Raw genomic sequence first — 14,966 nt, 5'->3', positions numbered from 1 at the left:
GGTCGCGCGGCTCGAGCCCTCAGCCGGCGTCGTCCTCCACCAGCGCCACTGAGGTGATCCGGTGGACGGCGAAGGTGCGGCTCTCCCGGCGGCGCTCGTCGTAGCCCTGCAGGAAGCCGCCGGCCAGCGACACCGGCTGGACGACGCGCTGGCTGCCGCTGCCCTGGGCGTCGACGTAGCCCAACCACACCGGCACGCCCTCGCGTACCGCCCGCGACAGCAGCTCCAGCGTCCCGGCCGTGGTGACCCCGGGGACCTGCCGCACCGCCTCCCCGCGGCGGGCGGCCAGGGCGGCGTCTCCGGCCCGGATCTCCCGCACCGTGGCGGCCAGCTCGTCGCAGGTCAGCGGCCGCGGCGCCTGCGGGGCCGACCCGCCGGGACGGCGGCCCGCGGCGCGCGGCCGGGCCGGCGGGCGGGTGAGCACGGTGCCGCCGGGCGACTCGCCGGCCGGGGCGTAGCCCGCCTCGCGCAGCACCGTCAGCACCTCGTCGGCGCCCAGCCCGCTGACCAGCACCCCGGGGGCCAGCCGCCGCAGCTCGGCCGACGCCGTGCGCCGGTCGTTGAGCACCTGCGAGAGCAGCCCGTGGTCGTCGGAGCGCACGTAGCTCTCGATCGCGCCCACCCGCAGCCGGCCGTGCTGGCGGGCGACGTCGTCCACCAGGTAGTCGAGAGCCTGGGGGACCGGGGTCCGGGAGGCGCGGGCGAAGAACTCGTGCAGGTCGGTGGCCGACCAGCCGGCGTCCAGGGCGCGGCGCACGCTGCCCTCCGACACCCGGAAGACCGTCGCCCCGCCCGAGGACTCGACGTCGGCGACGACGGCGAGGGTGTCGGCGAGCTCGGCGACCAGCGGGCCGGGCGCCACCAGCGACAGGTCGGGCTGGGCCAGCACGTGGTCGACCGGGTCGGGCAGCAGCCCGCGCATCGCGTCGGCGGCGCCGTCCTCCCCGGTGGCCATCAGCCCGCGCCCGCCGCCGGAGAGCACCCCGCCGACGACGACGCCCAGCCGCGCGGCCTCGGCCAGCAGGTCGGGCACCGGGGCGAGCCGGTCGGCCCGCCGCGGGGTGCGCCAGCGCAGCAGCGCGACCAGGTCGTCGGCGGCCACGCCGCGGCCGGGCCGGTACTCCGCCAGCGCGGCCAGCGCCGAGCGGCGGATTGCCGGCGCGGTGTGCCGCACCAGGTCGGGGGAGAGCGCGTTGACCGCCTTGCCGGAGACGTCGCGCTGCCCGGCGAGCGAGGGCAGCCGGACGGCGGCCAGCCAGCCGGCGGCCAGCGTCGCCCACCGGTCGGGCAGCTCCTGCTCGCGCCACAGGTCGAACGCGCGCGTGGGCAGCCACTCGTCGCGGTGCGGGCCGCCGACGTCGAGCAGGCCGGCCGCGTGCGCCAGCTCGAGCAGCCAGCCGGCCTCGGGCTCGGGGACGTGCAGGGCGCGGGCCAGCCGCTTCTGGTCGCGGACGCCGATGCCGCCGCTGCGCAGCAGCCCGGCCGGCTCCTCCTCGAGCAGCGTCAGCAGCTCCCCGACCCGCCCGATCGCCTCCATCGCGGCCCCGGCGGCCTGCCGGTCGACGACGGCCGGGTCGCGCTCCACGACGGCCGGCTCGGGGCGCACCCGCGGCGGGCCAAACGGCAGGCTGCCACGCAGCTGCAGCCCGATCTCGCGGGGCAGCTCGACGTTCAGCGCGTCGATGCGGGCCAGCAGCCCGCGCTGCAGCAGCCGGCGGGCGGGGGAGTCGGCGCGCCCGTCGGCGTCCGGGAGGTGGCCCACCGGCCGTTCGCCGGCCAGCCGCTCGAGCACGAGGTACTCCTCGGCCGGCAGCTCGGCCAGCGCCTTCGGCAGGTCCGCCGGCAGGGTCAGCCGCAGCTCACCCGCCCGCCGTCCCAGGCCGGCCGGGTGGCGGACGGCGCGGCGCACCGGCTCGGGGGCGTGCAGCACGTCGTCCCCCCACAGCAGCGCGCGGGTGGTGAGCCGGTCGACGGCGGCCTCGAGCACGTCGTCGGGCACCGCAGGAAGCGCGGCGGGCAGGTCGGCGGCGTCGACGCCGCCGGTGTCGGCGAGCAGCACCACGTCGAGCACCTGCAGGGTGGCGGCGTCGAGCTCGTCGAGGGCGCGGTCGACCGACACGGGCACGGCCAGCCGGCTGGCGAGGGCGACGACGTCGGACGGCGCGGGGCGGGCCACGTCGGGCCGGGCGGCCAGCAGCGCAGCGAGCTGCTCGTCGCTGCGGGTGCGCAGCCAGGAGGCGAGCGTCGCGGGGGCTGGCGAGGACATCCGGTCCACGTTACGACGCCGTCCGGGCCGACGCCCCTGCCAGCATGGGAGCGTGACTCCGGCCGCCGACGACCCGCAGACCCGCGCCGCGCTGACCGGCTACCAGGCGGGGGCGCTGCGCTGGCTGGCCGGCGGGGTGATCGCCGTCGTCCTCGGGGTGCTGCTGGCCACCGCCGCGGTCGCCATCGCCCGGGACTCCGGGCAGCGGGTGCCCCTGGCCGGCCTCGTCGTCCTCTCCCTGGTCATGGTGGGGACGGTGGCCGCCGGCGCCGGCGCCGGCGCGCTGGTCCGCCACCACCGGTGGCGGCGGGCGCTGCAGGCCCAGCCGTGGCGGACCGGCGTGCTGCGGATCGCGGGCCCGGCGGTGCTGTCCTTCGAGCCCGAGGGCTACGACGAGCTCGACCCCACGGCCGACCCGGTGCGGCTGCGTCTGACCAGCACCGCGGTGTGGCGCACCCGCGCCGTCCAGCAGCTGCACGACGCGGTGGTGCGCGCCGCCCCCGTCGGGCCGCGGGAGTGGGTGCTCACCGCGGACGGCCTCCCGACCGTCTACGGCGCCCGGGCGGTGCGTTCGCACTGACCCGGCGCAAGGGGCGTACTGCGTGCATCCGGGGTACCCCATCCGTCAAGATGCACGACGGACGCGGGCACCGGGCGGTGCGCGCGCGAGGAGCACAACGGAGGACACGGCGACATGGCCAAGCGGAACCCGAAGCACGACCACCTGATCGAGCCCACGTGGGGTCAGTCGGACGACGGCGGCGCCCCCGTGAGCGAGTTCCTCGCGGAGTCGGCCGGCCCGCTGTCGCCGTTCGGTGAGGACCACGACTTCCCGCTGCCGGCCAGCCGCCTCCGGTACGCCCACCCGACCGACAAGCCGAACCGGGCCGGGCTGCAGGCGGGCGAGTAGCCATGACGACGCCCGCGCTGCCGTCCTACAGCAGTGGCACCTCGGCCGTCCCCCTCCTCGGGGACACCATCGGTGCCAACCTCGACCGGACGGTGGCGCGGGTGGGCGACCACGAGGCGCTCGTCGAGTGCGCCACCGGTCGCCGCTTCTCCTACCCGGAGTTCGTCGCCGAGGTCGACGCGGTCGCCCTCGGGCTCGACGCGCTGGGTGTGGCCAAGGGCGACCGGGTCGGCATCTGGGCGCCCAACTGCGCGGAGTGGGCGTTCGTGCAGTACGCGACGGCCAAGCTCGGCGCGATCATGGTCAACATCAACCCGGCCTACCGCACGCACGAGCTGGCCTACGTGCTTCAGCAGGCCGGCATCTCGGTGCTCGTCAGCGCGCCGGAGTTCAAGACCAGCGACTACCGCGCGATGGTCGGCGAGGTCCGTGGACAGTGCCCCCGCCTGCGCGAGGTCGTCTTCCTCGGCTCCCCGGAGTGGGAGCAGCTGGTGGCCACCGGCCGGGCCGGCGACCGCGGCCGGCTGGCCGAGCGGGAGACCCGGCTGTCGGCCGACGACCCGATCAACATCCAGTACACCTCGGGCACGACCGGCTTCCCCAAAGGCGCCACCCTCACCCACCACAACCTGCTCAACAACGGCTTCTTCGTCGGCGAGGGCTGCCGCTACACCGAGGCCGACCGGATCTGCATCCCCGTGCCCTACTACCACTGCTTCGGCATGGGCATGGGCAACCTCGCGGCCACCTCGCACGGCGCCACGATGGTCATCCCCGCGCCCGGCTTCGACCCGGCCGCCACGCTGCAGGCGGTGGCCGACGAGCGGTGCACCTCGCTGTACGGCGTCCCGACGATGTTCATCGCCGAGCTGGCGCTGCCGGACTTCGCCTCCTACGACCTCTCCACCCTGCGCACCGGCATCATGGCCGGGTCGCCGTGCCCGGTGGAGGTGATGAAGCGGGTGGTCGCGGAGATGGGCATGACCGAGGTGACCATCTGCTACGGGATGACCGAGACCTCGCCGGTGTCGACCCAGACCGGCGCGGACGACGACCTGGACCGGCGCACCTCCACCGTCGGGCGGGTGCACCCGCACCTGGAGGTCAAGGTCGTCGACCCCGCCACCGGGCTGACCGTGCCCCGCGGCACGCCGGGGGAGTTCTGCACCCGCGGCTACTCGGTGATGCTGGGCTACTGGGAGGAGCCGGAGAAGACCGCCGAGGTCATCGACGCCGCCCGGTGGATGCACACCGGCGACCTCGCGGTGATGGACGCCGAGGGCTACCTCAACATCGTCGGCCGGATCAAGGACATGGTCATCCGCGGCGGGGAGAACGTGTACCCGCGCGAGGTCGAGGAGTTCCTGTACACCCACCCCGACGTCGTCGACGCCCAGGTCATCGGGGTGCCCGACGAGCGCTTCGGCGAGGAGCTGATGGCCTGGGTGCGGCTGCGCGAGGGCGCCGAGCCGCTCACGCCCGAGGCGCTGCGCGAGTTCTGCGCCGGCAAGCTGGCCCACTACAAGGTGCCCCGCTACGTCAAGGTCGTCGAGGCCTTCCCCATGACGGTCACCGGCAAGGTGCGCAAGGTCGAGATGCGCCAGGTGTCGGTCCGGGAACTCGGGCTGGAGAGCGCCGCCGCCGTCCGCAACGCCTGAGTGCGGAGCCAGGCACCTCGAGGGTCACCCCCGCTCGGAGTCGAGATCGCGACCGGCAGGTCCCGCGGTACAGCACCCGGGACGGGCGATCACCAGGACGGCGGGGTCAGGCCGTAGCGGCGAATGACGTCGGCCTGCCACTCCGGCTCGGCGAACTGGAGGCCGTACGCCTCGGCGAGCGCGACGAACGCCGCGATCTCGGTCTCCCCGGTGGCCGCGAGGTCGGCCACGTCACGGAAGAAGCGCTCGAACCCCGCCGGGCTGATGATCTCGATCATGCGGGCGGGCGCGGAGCCGGCGTTCCACATGGCGTGCAGCTCGCCGCGGGGCTTGGTGATGTAGCCGCCGGGGCCCAGGACCACCTCGCGGTCCCCCGAGCGGAAGCCGATCTCGCCCTCGGTGACGACCGAGTACTCGTCCTCGCGCGTGTGCAGGTGGGCCGACACGTAGGTACCGACGGCGAACGGGTGCTCCACCACCGCGATGGAGCCGCCGGTGTCCTCGCCCCACAGCTTGAACGCGACACCCGGACCGTCCCCGAGGTCCGCGACGCGGCCCTCACCCGGCCGCACGATCGTCAGCGGCGGTGCTGTGCGCTCGTCCATGCCCGTCTCCCGCACTGGGCTCGTCCTGCCGTGCATGGTCCCGCACCCCCCGCGAGACGGACAGGGTGACGACGCGGCCGCCTGCAGGGTCCCGCCGGCCCCGCGGCGCCGTTGCAGTGTCCCGCCGCGAGCCTGCGAGTGGCGGGGGGCGAGGGGGGTCCTTCACGAGGAGGACAGGGTCCTTCTCCGAGTGGTGGGGGCAGGCGGGTCCTCTCAGGCGGGTGCGCAGGGCACCACGAGGGCGCGGTGGTCCGACAGCGGCAATCGCACCGCCTCGGCCGGGCCGGTCGCACTGATCCGCCCGCGGCCCAGCACGTGGTCCAGCTGCCGGGTCGGCTGCTCGACCGGGAAGGTCGGCGTCGTCGCCGGGGCCAGGGGTCGCAGCCCGCTCACCCGCACCGCCTGGCCGGCCTGCATGTTGAGGTCCCCCATGAGGACCAGCGGCTCGCGGGTGCCCGTCAGCGAGCGGACCAGCCTCGACAGCTGCAGCGCGCCCCAGCCCGGGACGAACGACAGGTGGGTGTTGCAGACGGTGAACTGGCCCGACGGCCCCTCGAGGACGGCGGCGACGGCCACCCGCGGCTCGTCGCTGACCACCACCGGCCGCGGGGCGCCGCGGAACCACACGGGGACCCGGCTGCGCAGCGCGGGCAGCCGGACGACCCGCCAGGACACCACCGGGTAGCGGGACAGCAGCGCGATCCCGTACGTCGCCGACCCCGGCTGCTCCTCGCCGGTGGCGGCCATCCAGGTGCCGCCGGGGGTGCCGTGCAGCGCCGCCACGAACTGCGAGTCGACCGCGCCCATCGCCTCGGCGGCGACCGCGGTGAGGTCCGCGCCGAGCGAGCGGGGCTGGTCCCGGTCGACCTCCTGCAGCCCGAGCACGTCGGCGTCCAGGGTCTTCACCGCGGCGGCGAGGCGCTCCACGTCGACGCGGTCGTCGACCGGCGAGCGCCCGTGGAGGATGTTGAAGGTCGCGATCCGCACGGGGATGCTGTGCCCCGCGGCCCGTCGTCCACACCGCCGTGTTCCGGGGGGCGAACCCCGGGTAGCAGGTTCTGTGTGCAGCCCTCGGACCGCGACGAGATCCGTGACCTCCTCAAGCGCGTCGCCGTCGCGCTGAAACAGGGCGACGTGCCCTTCGCGCTCTGCGGCGGCTACGCCGCTTGGGTCCGCGGGGCACCGGAGCCCGACCACGACGCGGACTTCCTGGTGCCGGCGGCCGAGTCCGAGCGGGCCGCCAAGGTGCTGGCCGAGGCGGGGCTGGAGGTCGTCGACCCGGCCGAGGACTGGCTGACCAAGGTCGTGCAGGGCGGCTCGTTCGTCGACGTCCTGTGGCGCACCTGCGGCATCCCGGTGGAGCAGGACCTCATCGACCGCGCCGAGGACATGCCGGTGCTGTCGGTGCACATGCCGGTGCTCCAGGCCACCGACATCGTCGTCACCAAGCTCATGGCCCTGGACGAGCACTACTGCGACTACGCGCGGCTGCTGCCGGTCGCCCGGGCGCTGCGCGAGCAGGTCGAGTGGGAGCGGGTGCGCACGTCGGTCGAGGACAACGACTTCGCCGCGGTCTTCCTCGTGCTGCTCGACCGGCTCGGCATCGTCGGGCAGCCGGTCCGGGCGGACTGAGCACCGCGGCGCCTCCGGCGACCGGCGCCGGCCCGGCCGCAGCCCGGCGGGGAGCGTCCGCTCGTTGGCCGGCGTGACCGGTCGTCGGGGTGGCCGGGCGGCCGGTCCGGGGGTGGCACCGCGTCAGGCTGGGTGCGCACGGGAGCGGCGGGCGGAATGGGAGTGGGACGACGCGGCGCGACGACTAACGTGGGTCCAGCGGCCGCCCGAGCCGTAACCGTCCTCCCGGCCCGGTGCCGGGGCCGCCCGCGACCGACTGAGGGATCAACGTGCCCACCGGCAGAGTCAAGTGGTTCAACCCGGAGAAGGGGTTCGGCTTCCTCTCCCGTGAGGACGGCCCGGACGTCTTCGTGCACAAGGACGCCCTCCCGTCCGGCACCGGCGAGCTCAAGCCCGGGCAGCGGGTGGAGTTCGGCATCGTCGCGGGCCGCCGTGGCGACCAGGCGCTGCAGGTCCGGGTGCTCGACCCGCTGCCCTCGGTGACCGCGGCGCACGCCGAGCGGACCCGCAAGAAGCCCGACGAGCTCGTCCCGATCATCGAGGACCTGATCAAGCTGCTCGACGACGTCTCCAACGGACTGCGCCGCGGCCGGCACCCCGACCGGCCGGAGGCCCGCAAGGTCGCCTCCGTGCTGCGCGCGGTCGCCACCGACCTGGAGCACTGAGAGCGGACCCCGTCCCCCTCACCGTGGAAGGACCCCGTCCTCCTCACCGTGGAAGGACCCCGTCCTCCTCATCCCTCGCAGGTTCGGGACGAACCTCTGGACGGGGCCGGCGGCGAGCCTCTGGACGGGCTACCGGGGGTGGGATGGTCCTCAGCCCTGGGGCGCGGGCGTCGTCGGTTCCGTCGTCGTCCCGTCCTGGGCCGTGCCGGCGCGCAGGAACCCGACCGGCCAGGCCCCGCTGAAGCCCTCGCACTCCTCGACGGCGTCCTCGACGACGACGAGGTAGAACGCCGGCGGGACGACGTCGTCGCTGTCGACCTCGAACACGGCCTCGCCGGCGTCGACCGGCGCCTCGCCGAGCAGCTGCTCCAGCCCCTCGTCGAACACCTGCACGCTCCAGCCGCGCTCGGCCACCGCGTCGGGCACGGTGAGCCGGATGGCGGTGTCGGGTGAGACCTCGACGATCGGCGGCGAGGTCTCGTAGCGCTGCCCCTCGCCGTCCACGCAGTACTGGGTGGGGGCGGCCTCGACCCGCTGCGGCCCGGCCTCCACGACGACGTCCTGCGGGCCCGACGGCTCGGACCCGCAACCGGCCAGCAGCAGGACGACGGCCGGGACGGCGACCCGCCTCACGGGACGCGGCCCAGCGGGTCGGTCCCGGCGTCGGCGACGGGCAGGGGCGCGGTCGGCGCCGGGCTGCGGCGGCGCGGACCCCAGAGCACCAGCCCGACGGCCAGCACGAGCAGGGCCGCGGCGACGGTGAAGCCCAGCCAGCCGGTCGGGGGCAGCGCGATGCCCAGCGCGCCCCCGACGACCCAGGACAGCTGCAGCACCGTCTCCGAGCGGGCGAACGCGGAGGCCCGCAGGCTCTCGGGCACCTCGCGCTGGATGATCGCGTCGAGCGCGACCTTGCCCAGCGCGTTGGCGACCGCGGCCACGCCGGCGACGAGGGCGGCCGTGGCGAGGCTGTAGAAGGCCGCCGCGGCCACGGTGATCGCCGCCGCGGTGCCGGCCGACCAGAGCACCACCCGGTCCGGGTCGGCCCGGTGCAGCCGGGAGCCGACGGCGGTGCCGAGCACGCTGCCCACGCCGGCCGCCCCGGCGATGGCACCCAGCGCCAGCGTGCCGTACCACCCGCCCGCGACCGTGGCCTGCACGAGGAACGCCGAGAAGATCGTCAGGAAGCCGCCGAGTCCGCGGAGCGCCGCGTTGGCCCGCAGCGCGACGACCACGCGCGGGTTGACCGGCCGGCGCCGCCGCCCGGTGGTCACCGGCAGGGGTGCGGTGGAGAGGACGTCGGCGGGCAGCTCACCGGTGGGGACGTCGACGTGGCGGGGCAGCCGCACCGCGAGCACCGCACCGCAGGCGAACACCGCGGTGGCGGCCCACAGCAGCCAGGTGAAGCCCAGCGCCCAGGCCAGGCCGGCCCCGATGCCACCGAAGACGCCGGCGGTGACCAGGCCGAACACTGACGTGCGCGCGTTGGCCGAGGTCAGCGACATGGCGCCGGGCAGCACGCGCGGGATCACCGCGGCACGCAGCACGTTGTGCGCCTTGGAGAGCACCAGGACGCCGAGGGCCGCCGGGTAGAGCCAGAGGTCGTCGAAGTGGGCGGCCATGACCAGCGCCAGGGCGGCCCGGCCCAGCTGGCTGGCGGCCATCGCCCAGCGGCGGCCGCGCTGCAGCCGGTCGAGCAGCGGCCCGACCACCGGGGCGACGACCGCGAACGGGGCCATCGTCACCAGCAGGTAGAGCGCCACGTTGCTGCGCTGCGCGTCGGTCGTCGCGGCGAAGAAGAGCGTGCCGGCCAGCGAGACGGCGATCATCGCGTCGCCGGCCATGTGCAGCGCGTTGACCCACAGCAGTTTCGCCAGGCCGCTCTCCGCGGCGCCGTCCGCCCGGCTGGCCGTCTGCACTCGGCGGACGGCGACCCCGGTCAGCTCACGCGTGCGCGACGCCGCGACCCGCGTGACGGTCAGCTTCCGCGGTGCCGGGGGAGGCGGCGGTGCGGCCTGGGGCGGCGCGGCGGTCGGTGGGGGAGCGCCCGCGCCGTCCCCGGCCCCCGGCTCGGGCGTCCCGCCCGCGGCCGGTAGCGGCCGGGTGGCCGCCCGGGCCACTCCCAGCGGCGCCGTCTCCGTGCCTGGGGCGCCCGGCGGCGACGGGCGCCGGCGCAGGGCACGGCGGCGGGCGCCGGGCGGGAGGGACGACACGCAGCCCATGGTGCCGCACCGACCTGGGAGGACACGGACAGCGCCCCCGCACGCCGGGCCCGCCCCTGGCGTCAGGGAGAATGACGCCGTGGCCGAGTTATCCGACCCCGCTGGCGCGGGGAGCGACGTGCCCAGCACCGCGGTCGAGCAGGCCCGGGCCGCGGCGGTCGAGACCGCCGGGTCCGCCGAGCTGGTCGGAGAGCACCTCGGCGCCGTCCGCGAGACGCCGCCCACGGGGGCCGGCGGGACGGGCTTCGGCGAGGTGGTCACCCACTCCTTCGCCAGCCGGCTGCCCGGCTACGTCGGCTGGTACTGGGCGGTCACCCTCGCCGCGGTGCCCGGCGAGGAGCACGTCACCGTCGACGAGGTCGTGCTGCTGCCCGGCGACCAGGCGCTGCTCGCCCCCGCCTGGGTCCCCTGGCACGAGCGGCTGCGCCCCGGGGACCTCTCGGTCGGCGACGTGCTGCCCTCGACCGAGGACGACCCCCGGCTGGTCCCCGGCTACACCACCGCGGACGATTCCGCCGACGACCCCGAGGGCTCCGTGGTCGCCTCGGAGATCGGCATCGGCCGGGAGCGGGTCATGTCTCGGGAGGGGCGCCAGGAGGCCGCGGACCGCTGGAGCGCCGGGGAGTTCGGCCCCCGCTCGCCGATGGCCCGGCAGGCGCCCGGTCCGTGCGCCAGCTGCGGGTTCTTCCTGCCGCTGGCCGGTTCGCTCCGGCAGCGGCTGGGTGCGTGCGGCAACGTCTACGCCCCGGCCGACGGGCGCGTGGTCACCGTCGACTACGGCTGCGGCGCGCACAGCCAGGCGACGCTGGCGGCCGACGACGCCGCGGAGGTCGTGCGCTCGGCGCGCTACGACACCGGTTCGTTCGACGTGCTGTGACTGGGTGATCTGTCGCCTGCCGGCCGACACCGCGGCCAGGAGCCGTCCCCCGCTGAACTGAGCCCCCCCGGACGCGTCCCTCCTCGGGGACCCTCCGGGCCCGGCTCGTCGGTCGCACACCGCGGCCAGGAGCCGTCCCCCTGTTGCGCTGAGCGTGTCCCGCGCACTCGTCGGGTGGCATCCGGCCCCCGCTCCTCGCACGCGCTCACGTCGGTCCGGACGGCAGGAGTCGTCACCGGGAACCTCGGCCGCTGCTCACAGGTGGGGGCAGGGGAAGAGGTCCGGGCGAGGAGAGTCGGCCGCTGCTCACAGGTGTGCGCAAGGGGAGAGGTCCGGGGAGAACACTCCCTCGCCGCAGGTGCGGGGGAGGAACCGAGGAGGAACGGCGCCAGCAGCCAGGCGGCCGGGACCGACGAGGTGTCAGTCGTGGCGGCCGATCTGACCCTGCAGGCGCATGACGCCCAGCCCGACGCCGGCCAGCGCGATGCCGGCGACACAGGTCCAGGTCCACATCCGGTCCACCCGGTCGCCGAGGACGAGCAGCACGACGAGCGCCACCACCCACAGCGCCGTCCCGGCCAGCACCACCCGCACGGTGTCCACACGCAGCGGCGGCGGGGCCTGCTTGGTCGGTCTGGGCACGTCCCGACCCTAGGACCCGCAGGCCCGCCGCGTGTCACCTGATCGGAACACCGGTGTGGCACGCTGTCGCCGCTCATCGCAGTCCCCACCGGTCAGCCGGCGCGCCTCCCCCGCCGCCTGCTCGCCCGGCCGCGCGCCCGGGAGTCGTCATGGCACAGAAGTCCCGCCCGTCCAGGGGCACCACCACGGACGGCGGCACGCCTGCCGACGTCGCCGCCGGGGCACCGTCGCCGCGCCGCAGCGAGGGCCCGCGGGTGCGGCCCAGCAACGGGGTCGACCGCTACTTCGGCATCAGCGCCCGCCGCTCGACGGTCACCCGCGAGCTGCGGGGTGGCCTCACGACCTTCTTCACCATGGCCTACATCGTGGTGCTCAACCCGATCATCCTGTCGGGCGCGGACGTCACCGGGGCCACCCTGCCCTTCGCCTCGGTCGCCGCCGTCACCGCGCTGGTCGCCGGGGTCATGACGATCCTCATGGGCGTCGTCGGCCGCTATCCGTTCGCGGTGGCCGCCGGCCTCGGGATCAACGCCATCGTCGCGGTCTTCGCGGCCACCCAGATGTCCTGGCCGGAGATCATGGGCCTGGTCGTCCTCGAGGGCCTGCTGATCACCCTGCTGGTGCTCACCGGTTTCCGCCGGGCGGTCTTCGAGGCGATCCCGGCGCAGCTGAAGACGGCGATCGCGGTCGGCATCGGCTTCTTCCTCACGATCATCGGGCTGGCCGACGCCGGCGTCATCCGGCCGGGCACCCCGCTGATCAGCTTCGGCATCAACGGCCAGCTGGCGGGCTGGCCGCTGCTGGTCTTCGTCGTCGGGCTGCTGCTCACCAGCGTGCTCGTCGTCCGCCAGGTGAAGGGTGCGCTGCTCATCGGCATCGTCGCGTCGACGGTGCTGGCGATCGTCGTGGAGGCGATCGCCCAGGTCGGCGCCCGCACGCCTGACGGGTCCAACCCGCGCGGCTGGGCGCTGCAGGTCCCCACCCTCCCCGCCGAGGTGGTGAGCGCGCCGGACCTGTCGCTGGTGGGCCAGTTCTCGCTGTTCGGCGGCTTCGAGCGGATCGGCGTCATCGCGGCGCTGCTGATCGTCTTCTCGATCATGATCGCCGACTTCTTCGACACCGTCGGCTCGGTGACCGCGGTCGGCGCCGAGGGCGACCTCCTCGACGAGGAGCGCAACCTGCCCCGGTCGCAGCCGGTGCTGCTGGTCGACTCGGTGGCCGCCGCGGCCGGCGGGGCGGCCAGCGTCTCGTCCAACACGACCTACGTCGAGAGCGCTGCCGGCGTGGCCGACGGCGCGCGGACCGGACTGGCCAGCGTGGCCACCGGCGTCCTCTTCCTGCTGGCGATGTTCTTCACCCCGCTGGTGCAGGTCGTGCCGTCGGAGGCGGCGGCGCCGGTGCTGGTGATCGTGGGCGCGCTGATGGTCAACCAGATCCGCCACCTGCAGTGGGAGGACATGACGGTGGTGATCCCGGCCTTCCTCACCATCGCTCTGATGCCGTTCACCTACTCGATCACCAACGGCATCGGCGCCGGCGTCATCAGCTACGTGCTGCTGCACGTGGCGGCCGGACGGCGGCGCGAGATCCACCTGCTGATGTGGCTGATCGCCGCGCTGTTCCTCGTGTACTTCGCACTGGAGCCGCTGCAGCAGCTGTTCTGAGCCGCGGCCGCGGGGCGGGTCGTTAGGCTGGGCAACCGTGAGCCGGACGACGCTGGACACCGCGGCGCTGGCCCACGACCTGCGACTGGCGGTCATGCGGTTCTCCCGCCGCCTGCGCAACCAGCGGGTCGACCAGTCGGTCACGCTCACCCACCTCGCGGCGCTGTCGACCCTCAAGCGGCACGGCGCGATGAGCCCGGGCGAGCTGGCCGGCCACGAGCGGGTCCAGCCGCCGTCGATGACCCGGGTCGTCGTCGCGCTGGAGGGCATGGGGCTGGTCACCCGCAGCCCGCACCCGACCGACGGGCGGCAGGTGGTCATCGACCTGACGCCCGCCGCGGAGGCGTTGCTCACCGCCGAGGCCCGCGCCCGGGAGGCGTGGCTGACCGGCATGCTCGAGCGGCTCAGCGTGGAGGAGCGGGCGGTGCTGTACGAGGCCGCGGTGATCATGGACAAGCTGGCGAGTGGGTAGGGGCCGGACGACGGACGGCGGCACGTTCCGGTCGCTGCGGGTGCGCAACTACCGCATCTACGCGTCGGCCAACCTGGTCAGCCTCACCGGCACCTGGATGCAGCGCATCGGCCAGGACTGGCTGGTCCTGCAGCTCTCCGGTGACGACGGCACCGCCCTCGGCCTGGTCACCGCGCTGCAGTTCGGTCCCACGCTGTTCCTCGGCATGTACGGCGGCGTGCTGGCCGACCGCTACGCCAAGCGCCGGGTGCTGCTGGCCACCCAGACGCTCATGGGGCTCGTGGCCCTCGTGCTCGGCCTGCTGGTGGCCTCCGACGCCGTCGCCCTGTGGCACGTGTTCGCGCTCGCCGCCGCCCTCGGCTCGGTCTCCGCCATCGACGCGCCCGTGCGGCAGGCGTTCGTCTCGGAGATGGTCGGGCCGGACCTGCTGACCAACGCCGTCAGCCTCAACTCGACCATCTTCAACAGCGCTCGGCTGGTCGGCCCCGCCCTCGCCGGGCTGCTCATCGGGGCGGCCTCGGGCGACACTGCGCCGGCCTTCCTCGTCAACGCGGCCAGCTTCGTGTTCACCATCGGGGCGCTGCTGGCGATGCGGCCCGGGGAGCTGCACCCCAGCCGGCGGGTCGCGCGCGCCCGCGGCCAGCTGCGCGAGGGGCTGGCCTACGCGTGGTCGCGCCCCGACCTCCGGCTGGGGATGGGCCTGGCCCTCGTGCTGGGCACCTTCACCTTCAACTCCCAGGTGACCATCGCGCTCATGGCCCGGGAGGTCTTCGGCGTGGGCGCCGAGGCGTTCGGGCTGCTCACCACCTGCTTCGCCGCCGGGTCGTTGTCGGGCGCCCTGCTGTCGACCCGGCGCACCCGCCGACCGCGGCAGCGCTTCCTCGTGGGCGCGGCGGTGGCCTTCGGGCTGACGTCGATCGTCTGCGGCCTCATGCCCACCTACTGGTCGTTCGCCGCCCTGCTCGTGCCGACCGGCGCGGCGGGCCTGGTGTTCAGCGTGGCCACCAACAGCTTCGTGCAGCTGGGCGCCGAGCCGCAGCTGCGCGGCCGGGTGATGGCGCTCTACTTCACCTGTTTCCTGGGTGGCACGCCCATCGGCTCTCCGCTGATCGGCTGGGTCGCCGAGCGGTGGGGAGCGCCGTGGGGGTTCGTCCTCGGTGGCGCGGTCGCGGTGGCCGCGGCTGGCGTCGCCGCGGTGTGGCTGGCGCGCGGCCGGCGAATCCGGCTCGAGGCGCGTGTCGTTCCGCCGCGGCTGCAGCTCCACGTCTCGCCGCGGGCGGTGCCGCCCCCGGCGGTCCGGGCCGCGGCGGAGGCGGCCTCGGCCGAGGCCCCGGGCACGCAGGCGAGCTGACGCGC

Annotated in this window: 15 protein-coding genes; 9 read left to right on the top strand and 6 right to left on the bottom strand. The window is 75.2% G+C overall.

What is annotated here, in order from left to right; all coding sequences use genetic code 11:
* Positions 1 to 19 precede the first annotated feature (19 nt).
* Positions 20 to 2,266, bottom strand: a complete 2,247-nt coding sequence (locus BLW63_RS08900; RefSeq protein ID WP_091153944.1) for a helicase C-terminal domain-containing protein — start codon at positions 2,264 to 2,266, stop codon at positions 20 to 22.
* 52 nt (positions 2,267 to 2,318) lie between these two features.
* Here BLW63_RS08900 and BLW63_RS08895 point away from each other — a divergent pair, with 52 nt between their 5' ends.
* From BLW63_RS08895 to BLW63_RS08885, 3 genes are all read left to right on the top strand, one after another.
* Positions 2,319 to 2,846 (top strand): hypothetical protein, encoded by a 528-nt coding sequence (locus BLW63_RS08895; RefSeq protein ID WP_091153941.1) that lies wholly within the window; start codon positions 2,319 to 2,321, stop codon positions 2,844 to 2,846.
* A 114-nt stretch (positions 2,847 to 2,960) separates the two neighbouring features.
* Positions 2,961 to 3,176: a hypothetical protein gene (locus BLW63_RS08890; RefSeq protein WP_091153937.1), complete on the top strand. Its 216-nt coding sequence runs from the start codon at positions 2,961 to 2,963 to the stop codon at positions 3,174 to 3,176.
* Positions 3,177 to 3,178: 2 nt separating this feature from the next.
* Positions 3,179 to 4,834, top strand: a complete 1,656-nt coding sequence (locus BLW63_RS08885) for an AMP-binding protein (protein ID WP_091153934.1) — start codon at positions 3,179 to 3,181, stop codon at positions 4,832 to 4,834.
* A gap of 89 nt (positions 4,835 to 4,923) precedes the next feature.
* Here the strand turns inward: BLW63_RS08885 and BLW63_RS08880 are convergent, their stop codons facing one another.
* Positions 4,924 to 5,439: a cupin domain-containing protein gene (locus BLW63_RS08880; RefSeq protein WP_091154817.1), complete on the bottom strand. Its 516-nt coding sequence runs from the start codon at positions 5,437 to 5,439 to the stop codon at positions 4,924 to 4,926.
* Positions 5,440 to 5,652: 213 nt separating this feature from the next.
* Entirely contained in the window at positions 5,653 to 6,426 is a 774-nt protein-coding gene (locus BLW63_RS08875; protein WP_091153929.1) for an endonuclease/exonuclease/phosphatase family protein, read from the bottom strand.
* 75 nt (positions 6,427 to 6,501) lie between these two features.
* Between BLW63_RS08875 and BLW63_RS08870 the strand changes: the two genes are divergently transcribed.
* Both BLW63_RS08870 and BLW63_RS28925 read left to right on the top strand, forming a co-directional pair.
* Positions 6,502 to 7,071 carry a nucleotidyltransferase family protein gene (locus BLW63_RS08870; protein WP_091153926.1) on the top strand — a complete coding sequence of 190 codons (570 nt, stop codon included), beginning with the start codon at positions 6,502 to 6,504 and terminating at the stop codon, positions 7,069 to 7,071.
* A 269-nt stretch (positions 7,072 to 7,340) separates the two neighbouring features.
* Complete coding sequence (locus tag BLW63_RS28925) at positions 7,341 to 7,736, top strand: cold-shock protein (protein WP_091153921.1); 396 nt, start codon at positions 7,341 to 7,343, stop codon at positions 7,734 to 7,736.
* Positions 7,737 to 7,886: 150 nt separating this feature from the next.
* Here BLW63_RS28925 and BLW63_RS08860 read toward each other — a convergent pair whose 3' ends face one another.
* On the bottom strand, positions 7,887 to 8,369 hold the full coding sequence (locus tag BLW63_RS08860; protein WP_091153919.1) for a DUF2771 family protein: 483 nt from the start codon (positions 8,367 to 8,369) through the stop codon (positions 7,887 to 7,889).
* Positions 8,366 to 9,946, bottom strand: coding sequence for an MFS transporter (locus BLW63_RS08855; RefSeq protein WP_244522453.1), 1,581 nt, complete (start codon positions 9,944 to 9,946; stop codon positions 8,366 to 8,368). Before BLW63_RS08855 ends, BLW63_RS08860 begins: the two co-directional genes overlap by 4 nt.
* An 88-nt stretch (positions 9,947 to 10,034) precedes the next feature.
* Between BLW63_RS08855 and BLW63_RS08850 the strand changes: the two genes are divergently transcribed.
* Complete coding sequence (locus tag BLW63_RS08850; protein WP_091153913.1) at positions 10,035 to 10,832, top strand: DUF3027 domain-containing protein; 798 nt, start codon at positions 10,035 to 10,037, stop codon at positions 10,830 to 10,832.
* A 420-nt stretch (positions 10,833 to 11,252) separates the two neighbouring features.
* Here the strand turns inward: BLW63_RS08850 and BLW63_RS08845 are convergent, their stop codons facing one another.
* Positions 11,253 to 11,474 carry a DUF2530 domain-containing protein gene (locus BLW63_RS08845; protein ID WP_091153911.1) on the bottom strand — a complete coding sequence of 74 codons (222 nt, stop codon included), beginning with the start codon at positions 11,472 to 11,474 and terminating at the stop codon, positions 11,253 to 11,255.
* 149 nt (positions 11,475 to 11,623) lie between these two features.
* On the opposite strand from BLW63_RS08845, the gene BLW63_RS08840 reads away from it, so the two are divergent.
* The 3 genes from BLW63_RS08840 to BLW63_RS08830 are packed head-to-tail and all read left to right on the top strand — an operon-like array spanning position 11,624 to position 14,961.
* Positions 11,624 to 13,138, top strand: a complete 1,515-nt coding sequence (locus tag BLW63_RS08840; RefSeq protein WP_091153908.1) for an NCS2 family permease — start codon at positions 11,624 to 11,626, stop codon at positions 13,136 to 13,138.
* Positions 13,139 to 13,175: 37 nt separating this feature from the next.
* Positions 13,176 to 13,610 (top strand): MarR family winged helix-turn-helix transcriptional regulator, encoded by a 435-nt coding sequence (locus tag BLW63_RS08835; protein WP_091153904.1) that lies wholly within the window; start codon positions 13,176 to 13,178, stop codon positions 13,608 to 13,610.
* Positions 13,603 to 14,961: an MFS transporter gene (locus BLW63_RS08830; protein WP_091153900.1), complete on the top strand. Its 1,359-nt coding sequence runs from the start codon at positions 13,603 to 13,605 to the stop codon at positions 14,959 to 14,961. Before BLW63_RS08835 ends, BLW63_RS08830 begins: the two co-directional genes overlap by 8 nt.
* The last annotated feature ends 5 nt before the right edge of the window (positions 14,962 to 14,966 follow it).

The sequence above is a fragment of the Geodermatophilus africanus genome (genome assembly GCF_900107105.1).
Taxonomy (GTDB): Bacteria; Actinomycetota; Actinomycetes; order Mycobacteriales; family Geodermatophilaceae; genus Geodermatophilus; species Geodermatophilus africanus.
This window is presented reverse-complemented; position numbering and strand designations above follow the sequence as displayed.